Origin of the sequence: Pseudomonas sp. UBA4194 (assembly GCF_002379585.1) — a bacterium.
In the GTDB taxonomy this organism is placed as follows: Bacteria; Pseudomonadota; Gammaproteobacteria; order Pseudomonadales; family Pseudomonadaceae; genus Aquipseudomonas.
Map to the genome: position 1 here is coordinate 28,346 of NZ_DFUE01000008.1, position 14,134 is coordinate 42,479.

General features: G+C 63.5%; 14 protein-coding genes. 10 read left to right on the plus strand and 4 right to left on the minus strand.

From position 1 onward, the window contains the following. Positions 1-29: 29 nt before the first annotated feature. The gene (gene radC / locus B3397_RS01170; RefSeq protein WP_296246499.1) at positions 30-704 is read right to left on the minus strand and encodes a RadC family protein; all 675 of its coding nucleotides are present in this window, start codon (positions 702-704) and stop codon (positions 30-32) included. A 134-nt stretch (positions 705-838) separates the two neighbouring features. Between radC and coaBC the strand changes: the two genes are divergently transcribed. From coaBC to argB, 4 genes are all read left to right on the plus strand, one after another. Then, complete coding sequence (gene coaBC / locus B3397_RS01175) at positions 839-2,050, plus strand: bifunctional phosphopantothenoylcysteine decarboxylase/phosphopantothenate--cysteine ligase CoaBC (protein WP_296246502.1); 1,212 nt, start codon at positions 839-841, stop codon at positions 2,048-2,050. Positions 2,051-2,055: 5 nt separating this feature from the next. After that, positions 2,056-2,511 carry a dUTP diphosphatase gene (dut, locus tag B3397_RS01180; protein WP_296246504.1) on the plus strand — a complete coding sequence of 152 codons (456 nt, stop codon included), beginning with the start codon at positions 2,056-2,058 and terminating at the stop codon, positions 2,509-2,511. Between the two features lie 1,226 nt (positions 2,512-3,737). Continuing rightward, positions 3,738-5,153, plus strand: a complete 1,416-nt coding sequence (locus tag B3397_RS01185; RefSeq protein WP_296246552.1) for a phosphomannomutase/phosphoglucomutase — start codon at positions 3,738-3,740, stop codon at positions 5,151-5,153. 24 nt (positions 5,154-5,177) lie between these two features. Continuing rightward, a complete protein-coding gene (gene argB / locus B3397_RS01190) occupies positions 5,178-6,089 on the plus strand; it encodes an acetylglutamate kinase (protein WP_296246506.1) in 912 nt (303 codons plus the stop codon). 139 nt (positions 6,090-6,228) lie between these two features. Here the strand turns inward: argB and B3397_RS01195 are convergent, their stop codons facing one another. Together B3397_RS01195 and pyrE are read right to left on the minus strand one after the other, a co-directional pair. Further along, positions 6,229-6,747 carry a DUF4124 domain-containing protein gene (locus B3397_RS01195; protein WP_296246554.1) on the minus strand — a complete coding sequence of 173 codons (519 nt, stop codon included), beginning with the start codon at positions 6,745-6,747 and terminating at the stop codon, positions 6,229-6,231. Between the two features lie 79 nt (positions 6,748-6,826). After that, positions 6,827-7,468, minus strand: coding sequence for an orotate phosphoribosyltransferase (gene pyrE / locus B3397_RS01200; RefSeq protein WP_296246508.1), 642 nt, complete (start codon positions 7,466-7,468; stop codon positions 6,827-6,829). A gap of 81 nt (positions 7,469-7,549) precedes the next feature. On the opposite strand from pyrE, the gene B3397_RS01205 reads away from it, so the two are divergent. After that, positions 7,550-8,329: an exodeoxyribonuclease III gene (locus B3397_RS01205; RefSeq protein WP_296246510.1), complete on the plus strand. Its 780-nt coding sequence runs from the start codon at positions 7,550-7,552 to the stop codon at positions 8,327-8,329. 224 nt (positions 8,330-8,553) lie between these two features. Here B3397_RS01205 and rph read toward each other — a convergent pair whose 3' ends face one another. Continuing rightward, positions 8,554-9,276, minus strand: coding sequence for a ribonuclease PH (rph, locus tag B3397_RS01210; protein WP_296246513.1), 723 nt, complete (start codon positions 9,274-9,276; stop codon positions 8,554-8,556). A 225-nt stretch (positions 9,277-9,501) separates the two neighbouring features. Here rph and B3397_RS01215 point away from each other — a divergent pair, with 225 nt between their 5' ends. From B3397_RS01215 to B3397_RS01235, 5 genes are all read left to right on the plus strand, one after another. Next, complete coding sequence (locus tag B3397_RS01215) at positions 9,502-10,365, plus strand: YicC/YloC family endoribonuclease (RefSeq protein ID WP_296246515.1); 864 nt, start codon at positions 9,502-9,504, stop codon at positions 10,363-10,365. A 26-nt stretch (positions 10,366-10,391) separates the two neighbouring features. After that, positions 10,392-11,012 (plus strand): guanylate kinase, encoded by a 621-nt coding sequence (gmk, locus tag B3397_RS01220; RefSeq protein WP_296246555.1) that lies wholly within the window; start codon positions 10,392-10,394, stop codon positions 11,010-11,012. 264 nt (positions 11,013-11,276) lie between these two features. Continuing rightward, the gene (rpoZ, locus tag B3397_RS01225; protein ID WP_043192179.1) at positions 11,277-11,540 is read left to right on the plus strand and encodes a DNA-directed RNA polymerase subunit omega; all 264 of its coding nucleotides are present in this window, start codon (positions 11,277-11,279) and stop codon (positions 11,538-11,540) included. 63 nt (positions 11,541-11,603) lie between these two features. Further along, positions 11,604-13,715, plus strand: coding sequence for a bifunctional GTP diphosphokinase/guanosine-3',5'-bis pyrophosphate 3'-pyrophosphohydrolase (spoT, locus tag B3397_RS01230; RefSeq protein WP_296246518.1), 2,112 nt, complete (start codon positions 11,604-11,606; stop codon positions 13,713-13,715). A gap of 31 nt (positions 13,716-13,746) precedes the next feature. Further along, the gene (locus B3397_RS01235) at positions 13,747-14,127 is read left to right on the plus strand and encodes a RidA family protein (RefSeq protein ID WP_296246519.1); all 381 of its coding nucleotides are present in this window, start codon (positions 13,747-13,749) and stop codon (positions 14,125-14,127) included. Positions 14,128-14,134: the final 7 nt, after the last annotated feature.

Sequence of the window (14,134 nt, forward strand, 5' to 3'; positions counted from 1 at the left end):
AGGAGCGGCGTACAGCCGCGAAGGCGCCCTCACATCCACCCATACTCCATCATCGACAACGGCTCCCCCTCGCCAATGATGATGTGGTCCAGCACCCGCACATCCACCAGTGCCAGTGACTCTGTGAGCCGCTGAGTCAGCCTGCGGTCCGCCTCGCTTGGCGTGGCGTTGCCGGAGGGATGGTTGTGAGTCAGGATCACCGCCGCCGCGTTGTTGGCGATGGCCCGCTTGACCACCTCCCGTGGATACACCGCCACACTGCTGATGGTGCCTCGGAACAGAATCTCGAACTCCAGCGGCTTGTGCTTGGTATCCAGAAACAGACACCCGAACAGCTCATGCTTTTCGTGACGCAGCTTGGACTTGAGATACCGGCGAACCGAGTTAGGGTCTTCCATCGCCTGACCCGTGCGCATCAGTTCGGCCATGTAGCGCCGGTTCATCTCGACCGACGCCTGCAACTGGGCATACTTGGCAGGGCCCATGCCGAAGTGCTGGCTGAACGTCTCCACATCAGCCTCCAGCAACGCGCGCAGGCTGCCGAAGCGAATCAGCAGGTTGCGCGCCACATCCACCGCCGTATGCCCGGCCACGCCGGTACGCAGGAAAATTGCCAGCAACTCGCCGTCGGAAAGGCTCGCCGCACCATGGGCCAGAAGACGCTCCCGGGGCCGTTCGGCCTCGGGCCAATCGAGAATACTCATCACCACTCCCTGCTTGTGTGCCTCGCTGTTCCATAGCGAGCGCTGTGCTATCTTAGCGCAACTTTTTGCACGGTGACCCGGCCCCGGGAGGCGCGCTCGCCGTGGTGTTATTACCAGATGATTAAGGCAGGCCTATGCAGCGGCTGTATCGAAAACGCATCGTGCTAGGCGTAGGCGGCGGTATCGCCGCCTACAAGAGCGCCGAGCTGGTCCGCAGGCTTCTGGAACAAGGCGCTGAAGTGCGCGTGGTGATGACCAAAGGCGGCGCCGAGTTCATCACGCCGCTGACCATGCAGGCGCTGTCCGGCCATCCCGTGCACCTGGACCTGCTCGACCCCGCAGCGGAAGCCGCCATGGGCCATATCGAGCTGGCCAGGTGGGCCGACCTGGTATTGATCGCGCCCGCCACGGCGGACCTGATCGCGCGACTGGCCCAGGGTTTGGCCAACGACCTGCTGACCACCCTGGTGCTGGCCACCGACGCCACCGTGGCCCTCGCCCCTGCCATGAACCAGGCCATGTGGCGCGACCCGGCCACCCAGGCCAACCTCGACCTGCTGCAGCGCCGCGGCCTGAAAGTCTTCGGCCCCGCCGCCGGCAGCCAGGCCTGTGGCGATATCGGCCTGGGCCGCATGCTCGAAGCCACAGAGCTGGCACTGTGCGCCGCCGACTGCTTCCAGCATCAGGCGCTGACCGGCAAGCACGTGGTGATCACCGCCGGGCCGACTCAGGAAAACATCGACCCGGTGCGTTACATCACCAACCATAGCTCCGGCAAGATGGGCTTCGCCCTTGCCGAAGCGGCAGTGGAAGCCGGCGCCCGGGTGACCCTGATCACCGGCCCCGTGCACCTGCCCACCCCGGACCGGGTCAGCCGCATCGATGTGGTCAGCGCTCGGGACATGCTGGCCGCCTGCGAAGCCGGCATGCCCTGCGATGTATTCATCGCCTCTGCGGCCGTGGCCGACTACCGCCCCGAGGTGGTTGCCCCGCACAAACTCAAGAAAGACCCTGCCAGCGGCGATGGCCTGCTGCTGCAGATGGTACGTAACCCGGACATTCTGGCCACCATCGCCGGGCGCGCCGACCGGCCGTTCAGCGTCGGCTTCGCCGCCGAAACCGAACATCTGCTCGACTACGCCGCGCGCAAGCTCAAGGACAAGAACCTGGACTTGATCGTGGCCAACGACGTGGCCAACCCCAGTATCGGCTTCAACAGCGAAGAAAACGCCTGCAGCGTGATCGATCGCCAGTTGCAGGCCACCGTTTTCGCCCAGACCAGCAAGGGCAAGATCGCCCGCCAGCTGGTCTCCTTCATCGCTCAACGTCTCGACCAGGTTCAATAACACCCATGCACGCCCTTCAAGCCAAGATCCTCGACCCTCGCCTCGGCCAGGCATTTCCCCTGCCGCAGTACGCCACCCCAGGCTCCGCAGGCCTCGACCTGCGTGCCATGCTCAAGCAGGACACCGTCCTGGAGCCCGGTCAGACCCTGTTGATTCCCACCGGCCTTTCGATCTACATCGGCGACCCGGGCCTGGCGGCGATGATCCTGCCGCGCTCCGGTCTGGGCCATAAGCACGGCATCGTGCTGGGCAACCTGGTAGGCCTGATCGACTCCGACTATCAAGGCGAGCTGATGGTCTCGTGCTGGAACCGTGGGCAGACCGCGTTCAACATCGCCGTGGGCGAGCGTATTGCGCAACTGGTGCTGGTGCCGGTGGTGCAGGCACACTTGGAGCTGGTCGAAACCTTCGACGAAACCCAGCGCGGCGCGGGCGGGTTCGGTCACTCAGGGACCCATTGATCAACGATTGCTCTTCCTGAGGGAGTGGGCCATCGCGGGCAGGGCCCGCTCCCCCCGGTGGCTGCACCCGCTACCTACAGCACGGCCATGGCCGGCGGAGATGTCATGTGAAAGGCTTCACTCGCAGTGCCAAGGTGGCTGAGAACGGCCAGGCTCCGACCGAGCAACCTTCGAACAACCGCTCGGTGATCATCGCCGCCGTCGGTGTGGCCATCGCCATGGCGTTGATCTGGTTCATGATCGTCTGGCCGCTCTCCGGGCGCGCCTATCAAACCGCCGAGTCCACGGCGACCAACGCGTTCATCGGCCATCTCGACGCTGTCGCCGCGCGCATGGAGGGCCAGGCCGATGCCTTGGCCACATCCGCCGCAGTGGTCAATGCGCTGGCCAGCCAGGACCCCACCGCCCTCGCCCAGGCTGCCCGACAGTTACCGCTGTCCGACGCCCTGCTCGGCGCCAGCCTGAACCTGCGCGGTCAGGCCCAGGTGGCCCAGGATGGCCCGGCGCCGATCAACTTTGCCGTGCTGGACATGATCGGCCGCGCCGAACGTGACGTGCCACCCTCGGCCGAAGCCTACAAGGTCAATGGGCGGTGGGTGATCTACAGTGTCAGAGCCGTGCGCCAGACGCCGCAGTCCCCAGTGCTGGGTACGTTGGTACTGGGCTTCGACATGCAGCCGTTCAACCGGGTGCTGGCCCTGCCCACCCCGGACTTCGGCCAATTGCGCTTGCAGCAGAGCGTTCTGGGCAGCCCGCCCCAATTGTTGGTGGAACAGGGCCAGGACAGCGGCGCGCGGCACTACCCCATGGCCACGGCCAACCCTAACTGGACGGTCGATTTCGTCCCCGGCCCACTGTTCACGCCGCCCTTCCCCTGGAGCGTTCTGGGCCTGATGATGCTGGCGGCTGCCATCGCCATCGGCTGCGCAGCCCTGGCCGTGCGCGTGGCCCAGCGCCAGCTGTACCAGCGCGTGGAGGAAGATGCGCGGCAGCTGCAACAACTGCTTCAGGAGCTTTCCGGGGGCAAGGCAGTCAAGGCCTTCAGCCTGGGCCTGGCGCCTCTCAACGGTCTGGCTCAGGGCCTGGCACACTACTCGCTGCGCAGCGCCACCAAGCCCCTGGCTACCCAGGCCGTCACACCCACCAGCGACGCTCCTGCCGCAGCGTGGACCAACCCGATTTTCCAGGACACCGATATGCTCGAGATCGATGAGCAGCCGGCCCCGCTGGACACCCCCCCAGCGACCCCGGCCAGCGAGGACACCCCGCCGACGCTGCCACACACGATCTTTCGCGCCTATGATATTCGCGGCATCGTCGGCAGCACCCTGACGACCGACACCGCCTACTGGGTGGGCCGTGCTGTGGGCGCCCAGAGCCTGGCCATGGGCGAGGCCAATATCAACGTCGGTCGCGACGGTCGCCTGTCCGGCCCAGAACTGGTCCAGCCACTGATCCAGGGGCTGGTAGACGCCGGTTGCCATGTCAGCGATATCGGCCTGGTGCCGACCCCGGCCCTGTATTACGCCACCCATGTACTGACCGGGCGCTCCGGGGTGATGCTCACCGGCAGCCACAATCCGCCGGACTACAACGGCTTCAAGGTGATGATTGCCGGCGATACCCTGGCCAACGAGCAGATCCTGGCCCTGCATCAGCGCCTGGTGCGCAATGACTTGAGCCGTGGCCAGGGCAGTGTGGAAAAGGTCGATATCCTGGACCGCTACGTGACCCAGATCACCGACGACATCGTGCTGACCCGTCGCCTGAAAGTGGTGGTGGACTGCGGCAACGGTGCCGGCGGCGTGATTGCCCCGCAATTGCTGCAAGCACTGGGGTGCGAGGTGATCCCCCTGTTCTGCGAGGTGGACGGGCGCTTCCCCAACCACCATCCCGACCCCGGCAAGGCGGAAAACCTGCAGGCGCTGATCGCCAAGGTGGCCGAAGTCGGCGCCGATGTCGGTCTGGCCTTCGACGGCGACGCCGATCGCGTGGGCGTCGTGACCAACGCGGGCACGGTCATCCATCCCGACCGTCTGCTGATGCTGTTCGCGCGGGACGTACTGTCGCGCAACCCGGGCGCCGATGTGATCTACGACGTCAAATGCACGCGGCGCCTGGCGCCGCTGATCAAGGAGCATGGCGGCCGCCCGGTGATGTGGAAGACCGGCCATTCGCTGATCAAGAAAGAAATGAAGCGCACCGGCGCGTTGGTGGCGGGCGAAATGAGCGGGCACATCTTCTTCAAGGAGCGCTGGTTCGGTTTCGACGACGGCATCTACAGCGCCGCGCGCCTGCTGGAGATCCTCAGCCAGGAAAAACACAGCGCCGAAGCGCTGTTCGCCGCCTTCGCCGACGACATTTCCACCCCGGAACTGAATATCCCGGTGACCGAAGACAACAAATTCAGCATCATTGACGCCCTGCACCACGGCGCTCAATGGGGCGAAGCCAAGCTCACCACTATCGATGGCGTGCGCGTGGACTACCCTAGAGGTTGGGGCCTGGTTCGCGCGTCCAATACCACACCGGTGCTGGTGCTGCGTTTCGAGGCCGAAGATGCCGAGGAACTCGCGCGTATTCAGGGCGTCTTCCGTACCCAGCTGTTGAAAGTCGTACCCGATCTGCAACTACCGTTCTGACCACTCGTTTCACTGGAGCCCTGCATGACCCTCGAACGTGATGCCGCCACCAACGTCGCCAAGGTACTGTCCGAAGCGCTGCCCTATATCCGCCGTTTCGTCGGCAAGACGCTGGTGATCAAGTACGGCGGCAACGCAATGGAGAGCGAGGAGCTCAAGACCGGCTTCGCCCGTGACGTGGTGCTGATGAAGGCGGTGGGCATCAACCCGGTGGTGGTGCACGGCGGCGGCCCGCAGATCGGCGACCTGCTCAAGCGCCTGTCCATCGAGAGCCACTTCGTCGACGGCATGCGCGTGACCGATGCGCAGACCATGGACGTGGTGGAAATGGTGCTCGGCGGCCAGGTCAACAAGGACATCGTCAACCTGATCAACCGCCATGGCGGCAGCGCCATCGGCCTGACCGGCAAGGACGCGGAACTGATCCGCGCACGCAAGCTGACCGTGACCCGTCAGACCCCGGAGATGACCAAGCCGGAAATCATCGACATTGGCCACGTGGGCGAGGTTTCCGGGGTCAACACCGACTTGCTGAACATGCTGGTCAAGGGCGACTTCATCCCGGTGATCGCGCCGATCGGCGTGGGCCCGGATGGCGAGTCGTACAACATCAACGCCGACCTGGTGGCGGGCAAGGTGGCCGAAGCATTGAAGGCCGAGAAGCTGATGCTGCTGACCAACATTGCCGGGCTGATGGACAAGGAAGGCAATGTGCTGACCGGCTTGACCACCGAGCAAGTGGCCGGCTTGATCGCCGATGGCACCATCTACGGCGGCATGCTGCCCAAGATCCGCTGCGCGCTGGAAGCCGTCCAAGGTGGCGTGACCACCTCGCACATCATCGATGGCCGCGTGCCCAATGCGGTGCTGCTGGAGATCTTCACCGACAGCGGCGTAGGCACCCTGATCAGCAACCGCAAACGCCCCGCCCTGTAGCACCGGCGTAAGCCGGGTCCGCCACACCGCCCAAGCCGCGGCCTATACACCGCCCTAAACCGGGTCCCTGTACCAGGTCCGGTAACACCGCAATCCATCCGGCGTCCTGCCGGGTGGCTGGACGCGGCTTACGCCGCTGCTACGGGCCTAGCAACTGCACCAGTGCTTCGCGCTTGTGGGCGAACTCGGCGTCCGCCTCCACCCGCGACCGCTCCAGCTTGGCCAGCTTGTCCTGCAACCCGGTGGTCTGCGTGCGTACATCGCGCAGCTGATCCAGCAGCGACTGCGACACTTCCTGCCCCGCCCGCTCCTGCGCCGCCGCCTGACCCTGCATGGACACCTGCTGGGCCTGCAACGTCTGCACATTGGCCTTGGTTACAGCGATCAAGGTATCTATTTCGGAAAGCTTACGCGCGCGACCTTTGTCCAGCTCGGCCACAGAAGGGTAGGCATCGAGCAACTGCGCATTGGCCGCAGCTTGCGCGTCGGCCTGCTGCTTGAGGCGGATTTCCTCGGCGGTGGGCGCCGGCGGCACCGTCTGTACCACTCGCCCGTTCTGGTTGAGTACCTGATAACCCTTGGCGACATACTCGGGCGGTACGCCCTGACGGTCGAGCACGGTCACGCCGCGGCTGTCGACATACCGGTACAGCAGCATGCCGGGCGCAGCGGCGCTGGCGTTGGCCAGCACCGGCAACAGGCTCAGCAGGACAGCCAGGCCGATGCGCCGCACGCCGTCAGATTCCGTATTGTGCGCGGTAGGCTTCAACGGCAGGCAGATGCTGCTTGAGCTGCGGATCGTCGGCCAGGAATTCGAGCACCTGATTCAAGGACACGATGCTGACCACCGGAATGCCGAAGTCACGCTCCACTTCCTGGATGGCCGACAGCTCACCGTTGCCACGTTCCTGGCGATTCAGCGCGATCATCACGCCCGCCGCCTTGGCGCCCTGCTGCGAGATGATCTGCATGACTTCGCGAATGGCGGTACCGGCCGTGATCACGTCGTCGATGATCAGGATATCGCCGGTCAGTGGCGATCCGACCAGGCTGCCGCCCTCACCGTGATCCTTGGCTTCCTTGCGGTTGAAACACCACGGCACGTCGAGTTGGTGTTTCTCGGCCAGTTGCACACTTGTGGCAGCGGCCAGGGGAATACCCTTGTAGGCAGGGCCAAACAACACGTCGAACTTGACGCCGCTGTCGACGATGGCTGCGGCATAATAGCGCGCCAGTTCGGCCAGTGCGGCGCCTGTGTTGAACAGGCCGGCATTGAAGAAATAGGGACTGGTGCGCCCTGATTTCAGGGTGAATTCGCCGAAACGCAAAACGCCTCGATCAATGGCAAAACGAATAAAGTCGCGCTGATAGGCCTGCATTGAAAAGTCCCGGATACCACGGATTTAGCTAATTAGGTAGAGCTCGGGTATCATACACGCACAAGATTTTTGGGGCCATGTATGCGGATCATCAGTGTGAACGTCAATGGTATTCAGGCGGCAGTCGAGCGCGGGTTGCTCAGTTGGCTGCAAGCCCAGAACGCCGACGTCATCTGCGTGCAGGATACTCGTGCTTCCGCCTTTGAACTGGACGACGCCGCCTTCCAACTGGACGGCTACTTCCTTTATGCCTGCGATGCAGAAGTTCCCGCCCAGGGTGGCGTGGCACTGTATTCGCGGTTGCAACCCAAGGCGGTCATCAGTGGGCTGGGCTTCGAGACAGCCGACCGCTACGGGCGTTACCTGCAGGCAGATTTCGACAAACTCAGTATTGCCACTTTGCTGTTGCCTTCGGGCATGAACGGCGATGAAGACTTGAACCAGAAGTTCAAGCTCATGGACGACTTCGGCAAGTACCTGGACAAGCAACGGCGCAAACGCCGCGAATATATCTATTGCGGCTCGCTGTATGTGGCGCAACAGAAACTCGACATCAAGAACTGGCGCGACAGTCAACAGTCGCCAGGCTTTCTGGCGCCCGAGCGGGCCTGGATGGACGAGATCGTCGGCAACATGGGCTATGTTGATGCCCTGCGCGAAGTCAGCCGCGAAGGCGACCAGTACAGCTGGTGGCCGGATAACGAACAGGCCGAGATGCTCAACCTGGGCTGGCGCTTCGATTATCAGTTGCTGACCCCTGGCCTGCGCCGCTTCGTGCGCAGCGCCAAGCTGCCACGCCAGCCGCGCTTCTCCCAGCATGCGCCACTGATCGTGGATTATGACTGGACCTTGACGATCTGATCGTCAGGCACAAAAAAGCCGACCTCATGGGGTCGGCTTTTTTGTGGCAGTCGCCAGACCGCCTTCGCGGCTTCACGCCGCTCCTACAGAGGTACACCTGCAAAACCACCCTGCTGCCCTCCCTGCAGGAACGGCGTGAAGCCGCGAAGAGGCCCGCAAGACCAGCGACGCCCCCCTGTAGGAGCGGCGTGCAGCCGCGAAAGGGCCGGCACGCCTGCCCCGGATCAATCCTCCAACGCAGACTTCTGCAGGGCGAAGATCTCTTCCATGCCTTGCTGCGCCAACGCCAGCATCGCGTTCAGCTCGGCAGGCTGGAACGGCGCGCCTTCGGCGGTGCCCTGTACCTCGATGAAACCACCGGTGCTGGTCATGACCACGTTCAGGTCCGTCTCGGCGGCCGAGTCTTCCAGGTAGTCCAGATCGAGCACCGGCTCACCTTGATACATGCCCACCGAAACGGCAGCGATCATCTGCTTGAGCGGGTCGCCGCCCTTCAGCCCGCCGCGCTTCTTGATGACCTTCAGCGCATCGACCAGGGCCACCATGGCGCCGGTGATCGACGCCGTGCGGGTACCGCCATCGGCCTGGATCACGTCGCAGTCGACGTACAGGGTGACGTCGCCCAGCTTGCTCATGTCCAGCGCAGCGCGCAGCGAGCGGCCAATCAGACGCTGAATTTCCAGGGTGCGGCCACCCTGCTTGCCGCGGCTGGCTTCGCGCTGGTTACGCTCGCCGGTGGAACGCGGCAGCATGCCGTATTCAGCGGTCAGCCAACCCTGGCCCTGACCCTTGAGAAAGCGCGGTACGCCGTTTTCGACGCTGACGGTGCAGATCACCTTGGTATCGCCAAACTCCACCAATACAGACCCCTCGGCGTGCTTGGTGTAGTTGCGGGTGATGCGGATCGAGCGGAGCTGATCGGCGGCGCGACCACTTGGACGTTTCATTCGAGATACCTGTACTGGGACACAAATCTGGCGGCCATTATAGGGCGTCTGGCGATGAATTGCCCGTTGCCGCCCGCGCGCCCCTTGTCCGCCGGCTCGGCAAGGGCCGAAAGGCCGTTAACATCCCGTGCACATTGATTCCGTCGCCGCCATTGGGAGCCAGCGTGCGGTTGCGCTACAATCCTGCGCCTCCATCGTCTTCCACCCCCTGCGAGGTATTCTCCCATGGTGCACAGCATGACCGCCTTCGCCCGGTGCGAACGGGCCGGGGCCCAGGGCACCCTCAGCTGGGAACTGCGCTCGGTCAATCACCGCTACCTGGAACCGCACCTGCGCCTGCCGGACGCCTTTCGCGACCTTGAAGGCCCGGTTCGCGAAGCGCTGCGCCAAGGCCTGTCCCGGGGCAAGGTCGAGTGCACCCTGCGCTATACCGAGGAAACCTCCGGCAGGCCGTTGCAGGTCGACCGTGAGCGCGCCGCGCAACTGATCGCCGCCGCGCAGACGGTTGCCGGCCTCATCCAGCAACCTGCGCCGTTGAATCCGCTGGAGGTGCTGGCCTGGCCGGGCGTACTGGTCGCCGACGCCAGCGACCCGCAGGCCCTGAACAGCGCCGCAACCGAACTGTTTGCCCAGGCCCTGGGCGAGCTGAAGAGCGGTCGCGACCGTGAAGGCGCCGAACTGGCGCGCCTGATCAACGACCGCCTCGACGCCATGAGCGACGAAGTGGCCACGTTGCGTACCCTGGTGCCACACATGCTGGCCACTCAACGCCAGAAAATTCTCGACCGCTTTGCCGACCTGCAGGCCGAACTGGACCCCCAGCGCCTGGAACAGGAGCTGGTATTGCTGGCGCAGAAAAGCGATGTGGCCGAGGAACTCGACCGCCTGAGCACCCACGTGACCGAAGTTCGGCGCGTGCTCAAGGCCGGCGGCGCCGCCGGCCGCCGCCTGGATTTCCTCATGCAGGAACTCAACCGCGAAGCCAACACCCTGGGCTCCAAAGCCTTCGACCCACGCAGCACGCAAGCCGCGGTCAACCTCAAGGTATTGATCGAGCAGATGCGTGAACAAGTGCAGAATATTGAGTAAGGCCCTTTCCTTCCATGAACAAGCCCATGACCCACAGCACCGGTACTCTCTACATCGTTTCCGCCCCGTCCGGCGCTGGCAAGACCAGCCTGGTCAAGGCACTGATCGACGCCCAGCCTTCGATTCGCGTTTCGGTCTCGCACACCACGCGCGCCATGCGTCCAGGTGAAGCGGATGGCGTGAACTATCATTTCGTCGATCGCGACACCTTCATCGGCATGATCGAGCACGGCGACTTCCTGGAGCAGGCCGAGGTCTTCGGCAATCTCTACGGGACGTCGCAGAGCCATCTGCAACAGACCCTGGACGAGGGCCACGACCTGATCCTGGAGATCGACTGGCAAGGGGCCGAACAGGTCCGCCGCTTGATGCCCCATGCCCGCTCGGTGTTCATCCTGCCGCCGTCGCAGCAGGCCCTGCGCCAACGCCTGACCAACCGTGGCACCGACAGTGACGAGATCATCGAAGGGCGGATGCGCGAAGCGGTCAGCGAGATGAGCCATTATGTCGAGTACGACTACCTGATCATCAACGATGACTTCGCTCAGGCGCTGGAAGATCTGAAGGCGGTGTTCCGCGCCAACCGCCTGCAGCAGAAACCACAGCAGGAGAAGTTCAGCGAGTTGTTGGCGGATTTGCTGGCCTGATGGGGGCTGGGCTTGGCGGTGAATGGTCCCCTCACCCCAGCCCTCTCCCTCGGGGAGAGGGAGCTAAAAGCGGATCGCAGTGGGTCGGCTGGCAACGATCGGCCCCCTCTCCCTGAGGGAGAGGGCTGGGGTGAGGGGACCATTCACCGCAATTCCCCGACGATGAAAACAAAAGCTTCCCTAAACGCTGGTGTTTTTTTAAACTATCGAGTCCGCTCGCCCATCCGGGCTGCGCGCATAATTGCATTTGCTACGAGGAAGACCATGGCCCGCGTAACCGTTGAAGACTGCCTAGAACACGTGGATAACCGTTTCGAGCTGGTCATGCTCTCCACCAAACGCGCTCGCCAACTGGCGACCGGCGGCAAAGAGCCGAAAGTGGCGTGGGAAAATGACAAGCCTACCGTGGTAGCCCTGCGTGAAATCGCCGAAGGCCTGATCGACTATGCCGCTATCGCTGAAGCTGAAATCGTTGAAGACGAACCGCTCTTCGCTGCGTTCGAAGACGAGGCCAACGAGGCCGTCTAAGTCCATGCCTGGTCGACGTAGTACGGCGCGGGGTCTTATCCAACATCGGCAGGAGGTATTGCCTTGCCGAGCATAGACGCCCTCGCCGATCGCCTGTCGACCTACCTCGGCAAGGAACAGGTCAACCTGGTCCGCCGAGCGTATTTCTACGCCGAACAAGCCCACGATGGCCAACGCCGTCGCAGTGGCGAAGCCTACGTCACGCATCCGCTGGCGGTGGCAGGCATTCTCGCCGACATGCACATGGACCATCAGAGCCTGATGGCGGCCATGCTGCATGACGTGATCGAAGACACCGGCATCGCCAAGGAAGCGCTCAGTGCGCAATTTGGCGAAACCGTCGCCGAACTGGTCGACGGGGTCAGCAAGCTGACCCAGATGAACTTCGAGACCAAGGCCGAGGCCCAGGCGGAAAACTTCCAGAAAATGGCCATGGCCATGGCCCGGGACATTCGCGTGATCCTGGTCAAGCTGGCCGACCGCCTGCACAACATGCGCACGCTGGAAGTGCTGTCCGGAGAGAAACGCCGGCGCATCGCCAAGGAAACCCTGGAAATCTACGCGCCCATCGCCAACCGCCTGGGCATGCACAATGTGCGCGTGGAATTCGAGGACCTGGGCTTCAAGGCCATGTACCCGATGCGCTCGGCGCGCATCTACCAGGCCGTCAAGCGCGCCCGCGGCAACCGCAAGGAACTGGTCAACAAGATCGAGCAGTCCCTGGCCCATTGCCTGTCGGTGGATGGCATCGAAGGCGATGTCAGCGGTCGGCAGAAGCACATCTACGGCATCTACAAGAAGATGCGCGGCAAGCGCCGAGCCTTCAACGAGATCATGGACGTGTACGCGTTCCGCATCGTGGTCGACAAGGTCGACACCTGCTATCGCGTGCTCGGCGCCGTGCACAACCTGTACAAACCGCTGCCTGGGCGCTTCAAGGACTACATCGCGATCCCCAAGGCCAACGGCTACCAGTCGCTGCACACGACCCTGTTCGGCATGCACGGCGTGCCTATCGAGATCCAGATTCGCACCCGCGAAATGGAAGAGATGGCCAACAACGGCATCGCCGCCCACTGGCTGTACAAGTCCAGCGACGACGAACAACCCAAGGGCACCCACGCCCGCGCCCGCCAGTGGGTCAAAGGCGTGCTGGAAATGCAGCAGCGCGCCGGCAACTCGCTGGAATTCATCGAGAGCGTGAAGATCGACCTGTTCCCGGACGAGGTCTACGTGTTCACGCCCAAAGGCCGCATCATGGAGCTGCCCAAAGGCTCCACGGCGGTGGACTTCGCGTATGCGGTGCATACCGACGTGGGCAATAGCTGCATCGCCTGCCGCATCAACCGCCGCCTGGCGCCGTTGTCCGAGCCGCTGCAGAGCGGTTCCACGGTGGAAATCGTCAGTGCTCCGGGGGCACGTCCCAACCCGGCCTGGCTCAATTTCGTGGTCACTGGCAAGGCGCGTACGCATATTCGCCACGCCCTCAAGCTGCAACGCCGGTCCGAGTCCATCAGCCTGGGCGAGCGCCTGCTGAACAAGGTGCTCAACGGCTTCGACAGCGCCCTGGACAAGATTCCGGCCGAACGGGTGCAGACCATGCTCGGCGAGTATCGCTTGGAACTGATCGAAGACCTGCTCGAAGACATCGGCCTGGGCAATCGCATGGCCTACGTGGTGGCGCGCAGACTGCTGGCCACCGACGGCGGCGAGCAATTGCCCAGCCCCGAAGGCCCACTGGCCATCCGAGGCACCGAAGGCCTGGTACTCAGCTATGCCAAGTGCTGCACGCCGATACCGGGCGACCCTATCGTCGGGCATCTGTCGGCGGGCAAGGGCATGGTGGTGCACCTGGAAAACTGTCGGAACATCAGCGAAATTCGCCACAACCCGGAAAAATGCATCCAGCTGGCCTGGGCCAAGGACGTTACCGGCGAGTTCAACGTCGAACTGCGCGTGGAGCTCGAGCATCAACGCGGCCTGATTGCACTGCTGGCCAGCAGCGTCAACGCCGCCGACGGCAACATCGAGAAAATCAGCATGGACGAGCGTGACGGCCGCATCAGCGTGGTCCAGCTGGTGGTCAGCGTCCACGACCGCGTGCACCTGGCCCGCGTGATCAAGAAACTGCGAGCCCTGGCCGGCGTCATTCGCATCACTCGCGTACGCGCCTGAGGCTCGAAACCTTCATACCAAGGAGTTGTTCATGACCAAGACCGTAATCACCAGCGACAAGGCCCCGGCTGCCATCGGCACCTACTCCCAGGCAATCAAGGCTGGCAATACCGTCTACATGTCCGGCCAGATCCCCCTGGACCCGAAGACCATGGAACTGGTGGAAGGCTTCGAAGCCCAGACCGTACAGGTGTTCGAGAACCTGAAGTCGGTGGCCGAAGCGGCCGGTGGCTCGTTCAAGGACATCGTCAAGCTGAACATCTTTCTCACCGACCTGAGCCATTTCGCCAAGGTCAACGAAGTCATGGGCCGCTACTTCGAACAGCCCTACCCTGCCCGCGCCGCCATCGGCGTAGCGGCGCTGCCCAAGGGCGCGCAAGTCGAAATGGACGCCATCCTGGTCCTCGAATAAGCCTCCC

Coding starts and splice junctions, on each gene's coding strand:
- radC (WP_296246499.1), bottom strand. CDS start 704: ATGAGTATTCTCGATTGGCCCGAGGCCGAACGGCCCCGGGAGCGTCTT.
- coaBC (WP_296246502.1), top strand. CDS start 839: ATGCAGCGGCTGTATCGAAAACGCATCGTGCTAGGCGTAGGCGGCGGT.
- dut (WP_296246504.1), top strand. CDS start 2,056: ATGCACGCCCTTCAAGCCAAGATCCTCGACCCTCGCCTCGGCCAGGCA.
- argB (WP_296246506.1), top strand. CDS start 5,178: ATGACCCTCGAACGTGATGCCGCCACCAACGTCGCCAAGGTACTGTCC.
- B3397_RS01195 (WP_296246554.1), bottom strand. CDS start 6,747: ATGCTGCTGTACCGGTATGTCGACAGCCGCGGCGTGACCGTGCTCGAC.
- pyrE (WP_296246508.1), bottom strand. CDS start 7,468: ATGCAGGCCTATCAGCGCGACTTTATTCGTTTTGCCATTGATCGAGGC.
- B3397_RS01205 (WP_296246510.1), top strand. CDS start 7,550: ATGCGGATCATCAGTGTGAACGTCAATGGTATTCAGGCGGCAGTCGAG.
- rph (WP_296246513.1), bottom strand. CDS start 9,276: ATGAAACGTCCAAGTGGTCGCGCCGCCGATCAGCTCCGCTCGATCCGC.
- B3397_RS01215 (WP_296246515.1), top strand. CDS start 9,502: ATGGTGCACAGCATGACCGCCTTCGCCCGGTGCGAACGGGCCGGGGCC.
- gmk (WP_296246555.1), top strand. CDS start 10,392: ATGACCCACAGCACCGGTACTCTCTACATCGTTTCCGCCCCGTCCGGC.
- rpoZ (WP_043192179.1), top strand. CDS start 11,277: ATGGCCCGCGTAACCGTTGAAGACTGCCTAGAACACGTGGATAACCGT.
- B3397_RS01235 (WP_296246519.1), top strand. CDS start 13,747: ATGACCAAGACCGTAATCACCAGCGACAAGGCCCCGGCTGCCATCGGC.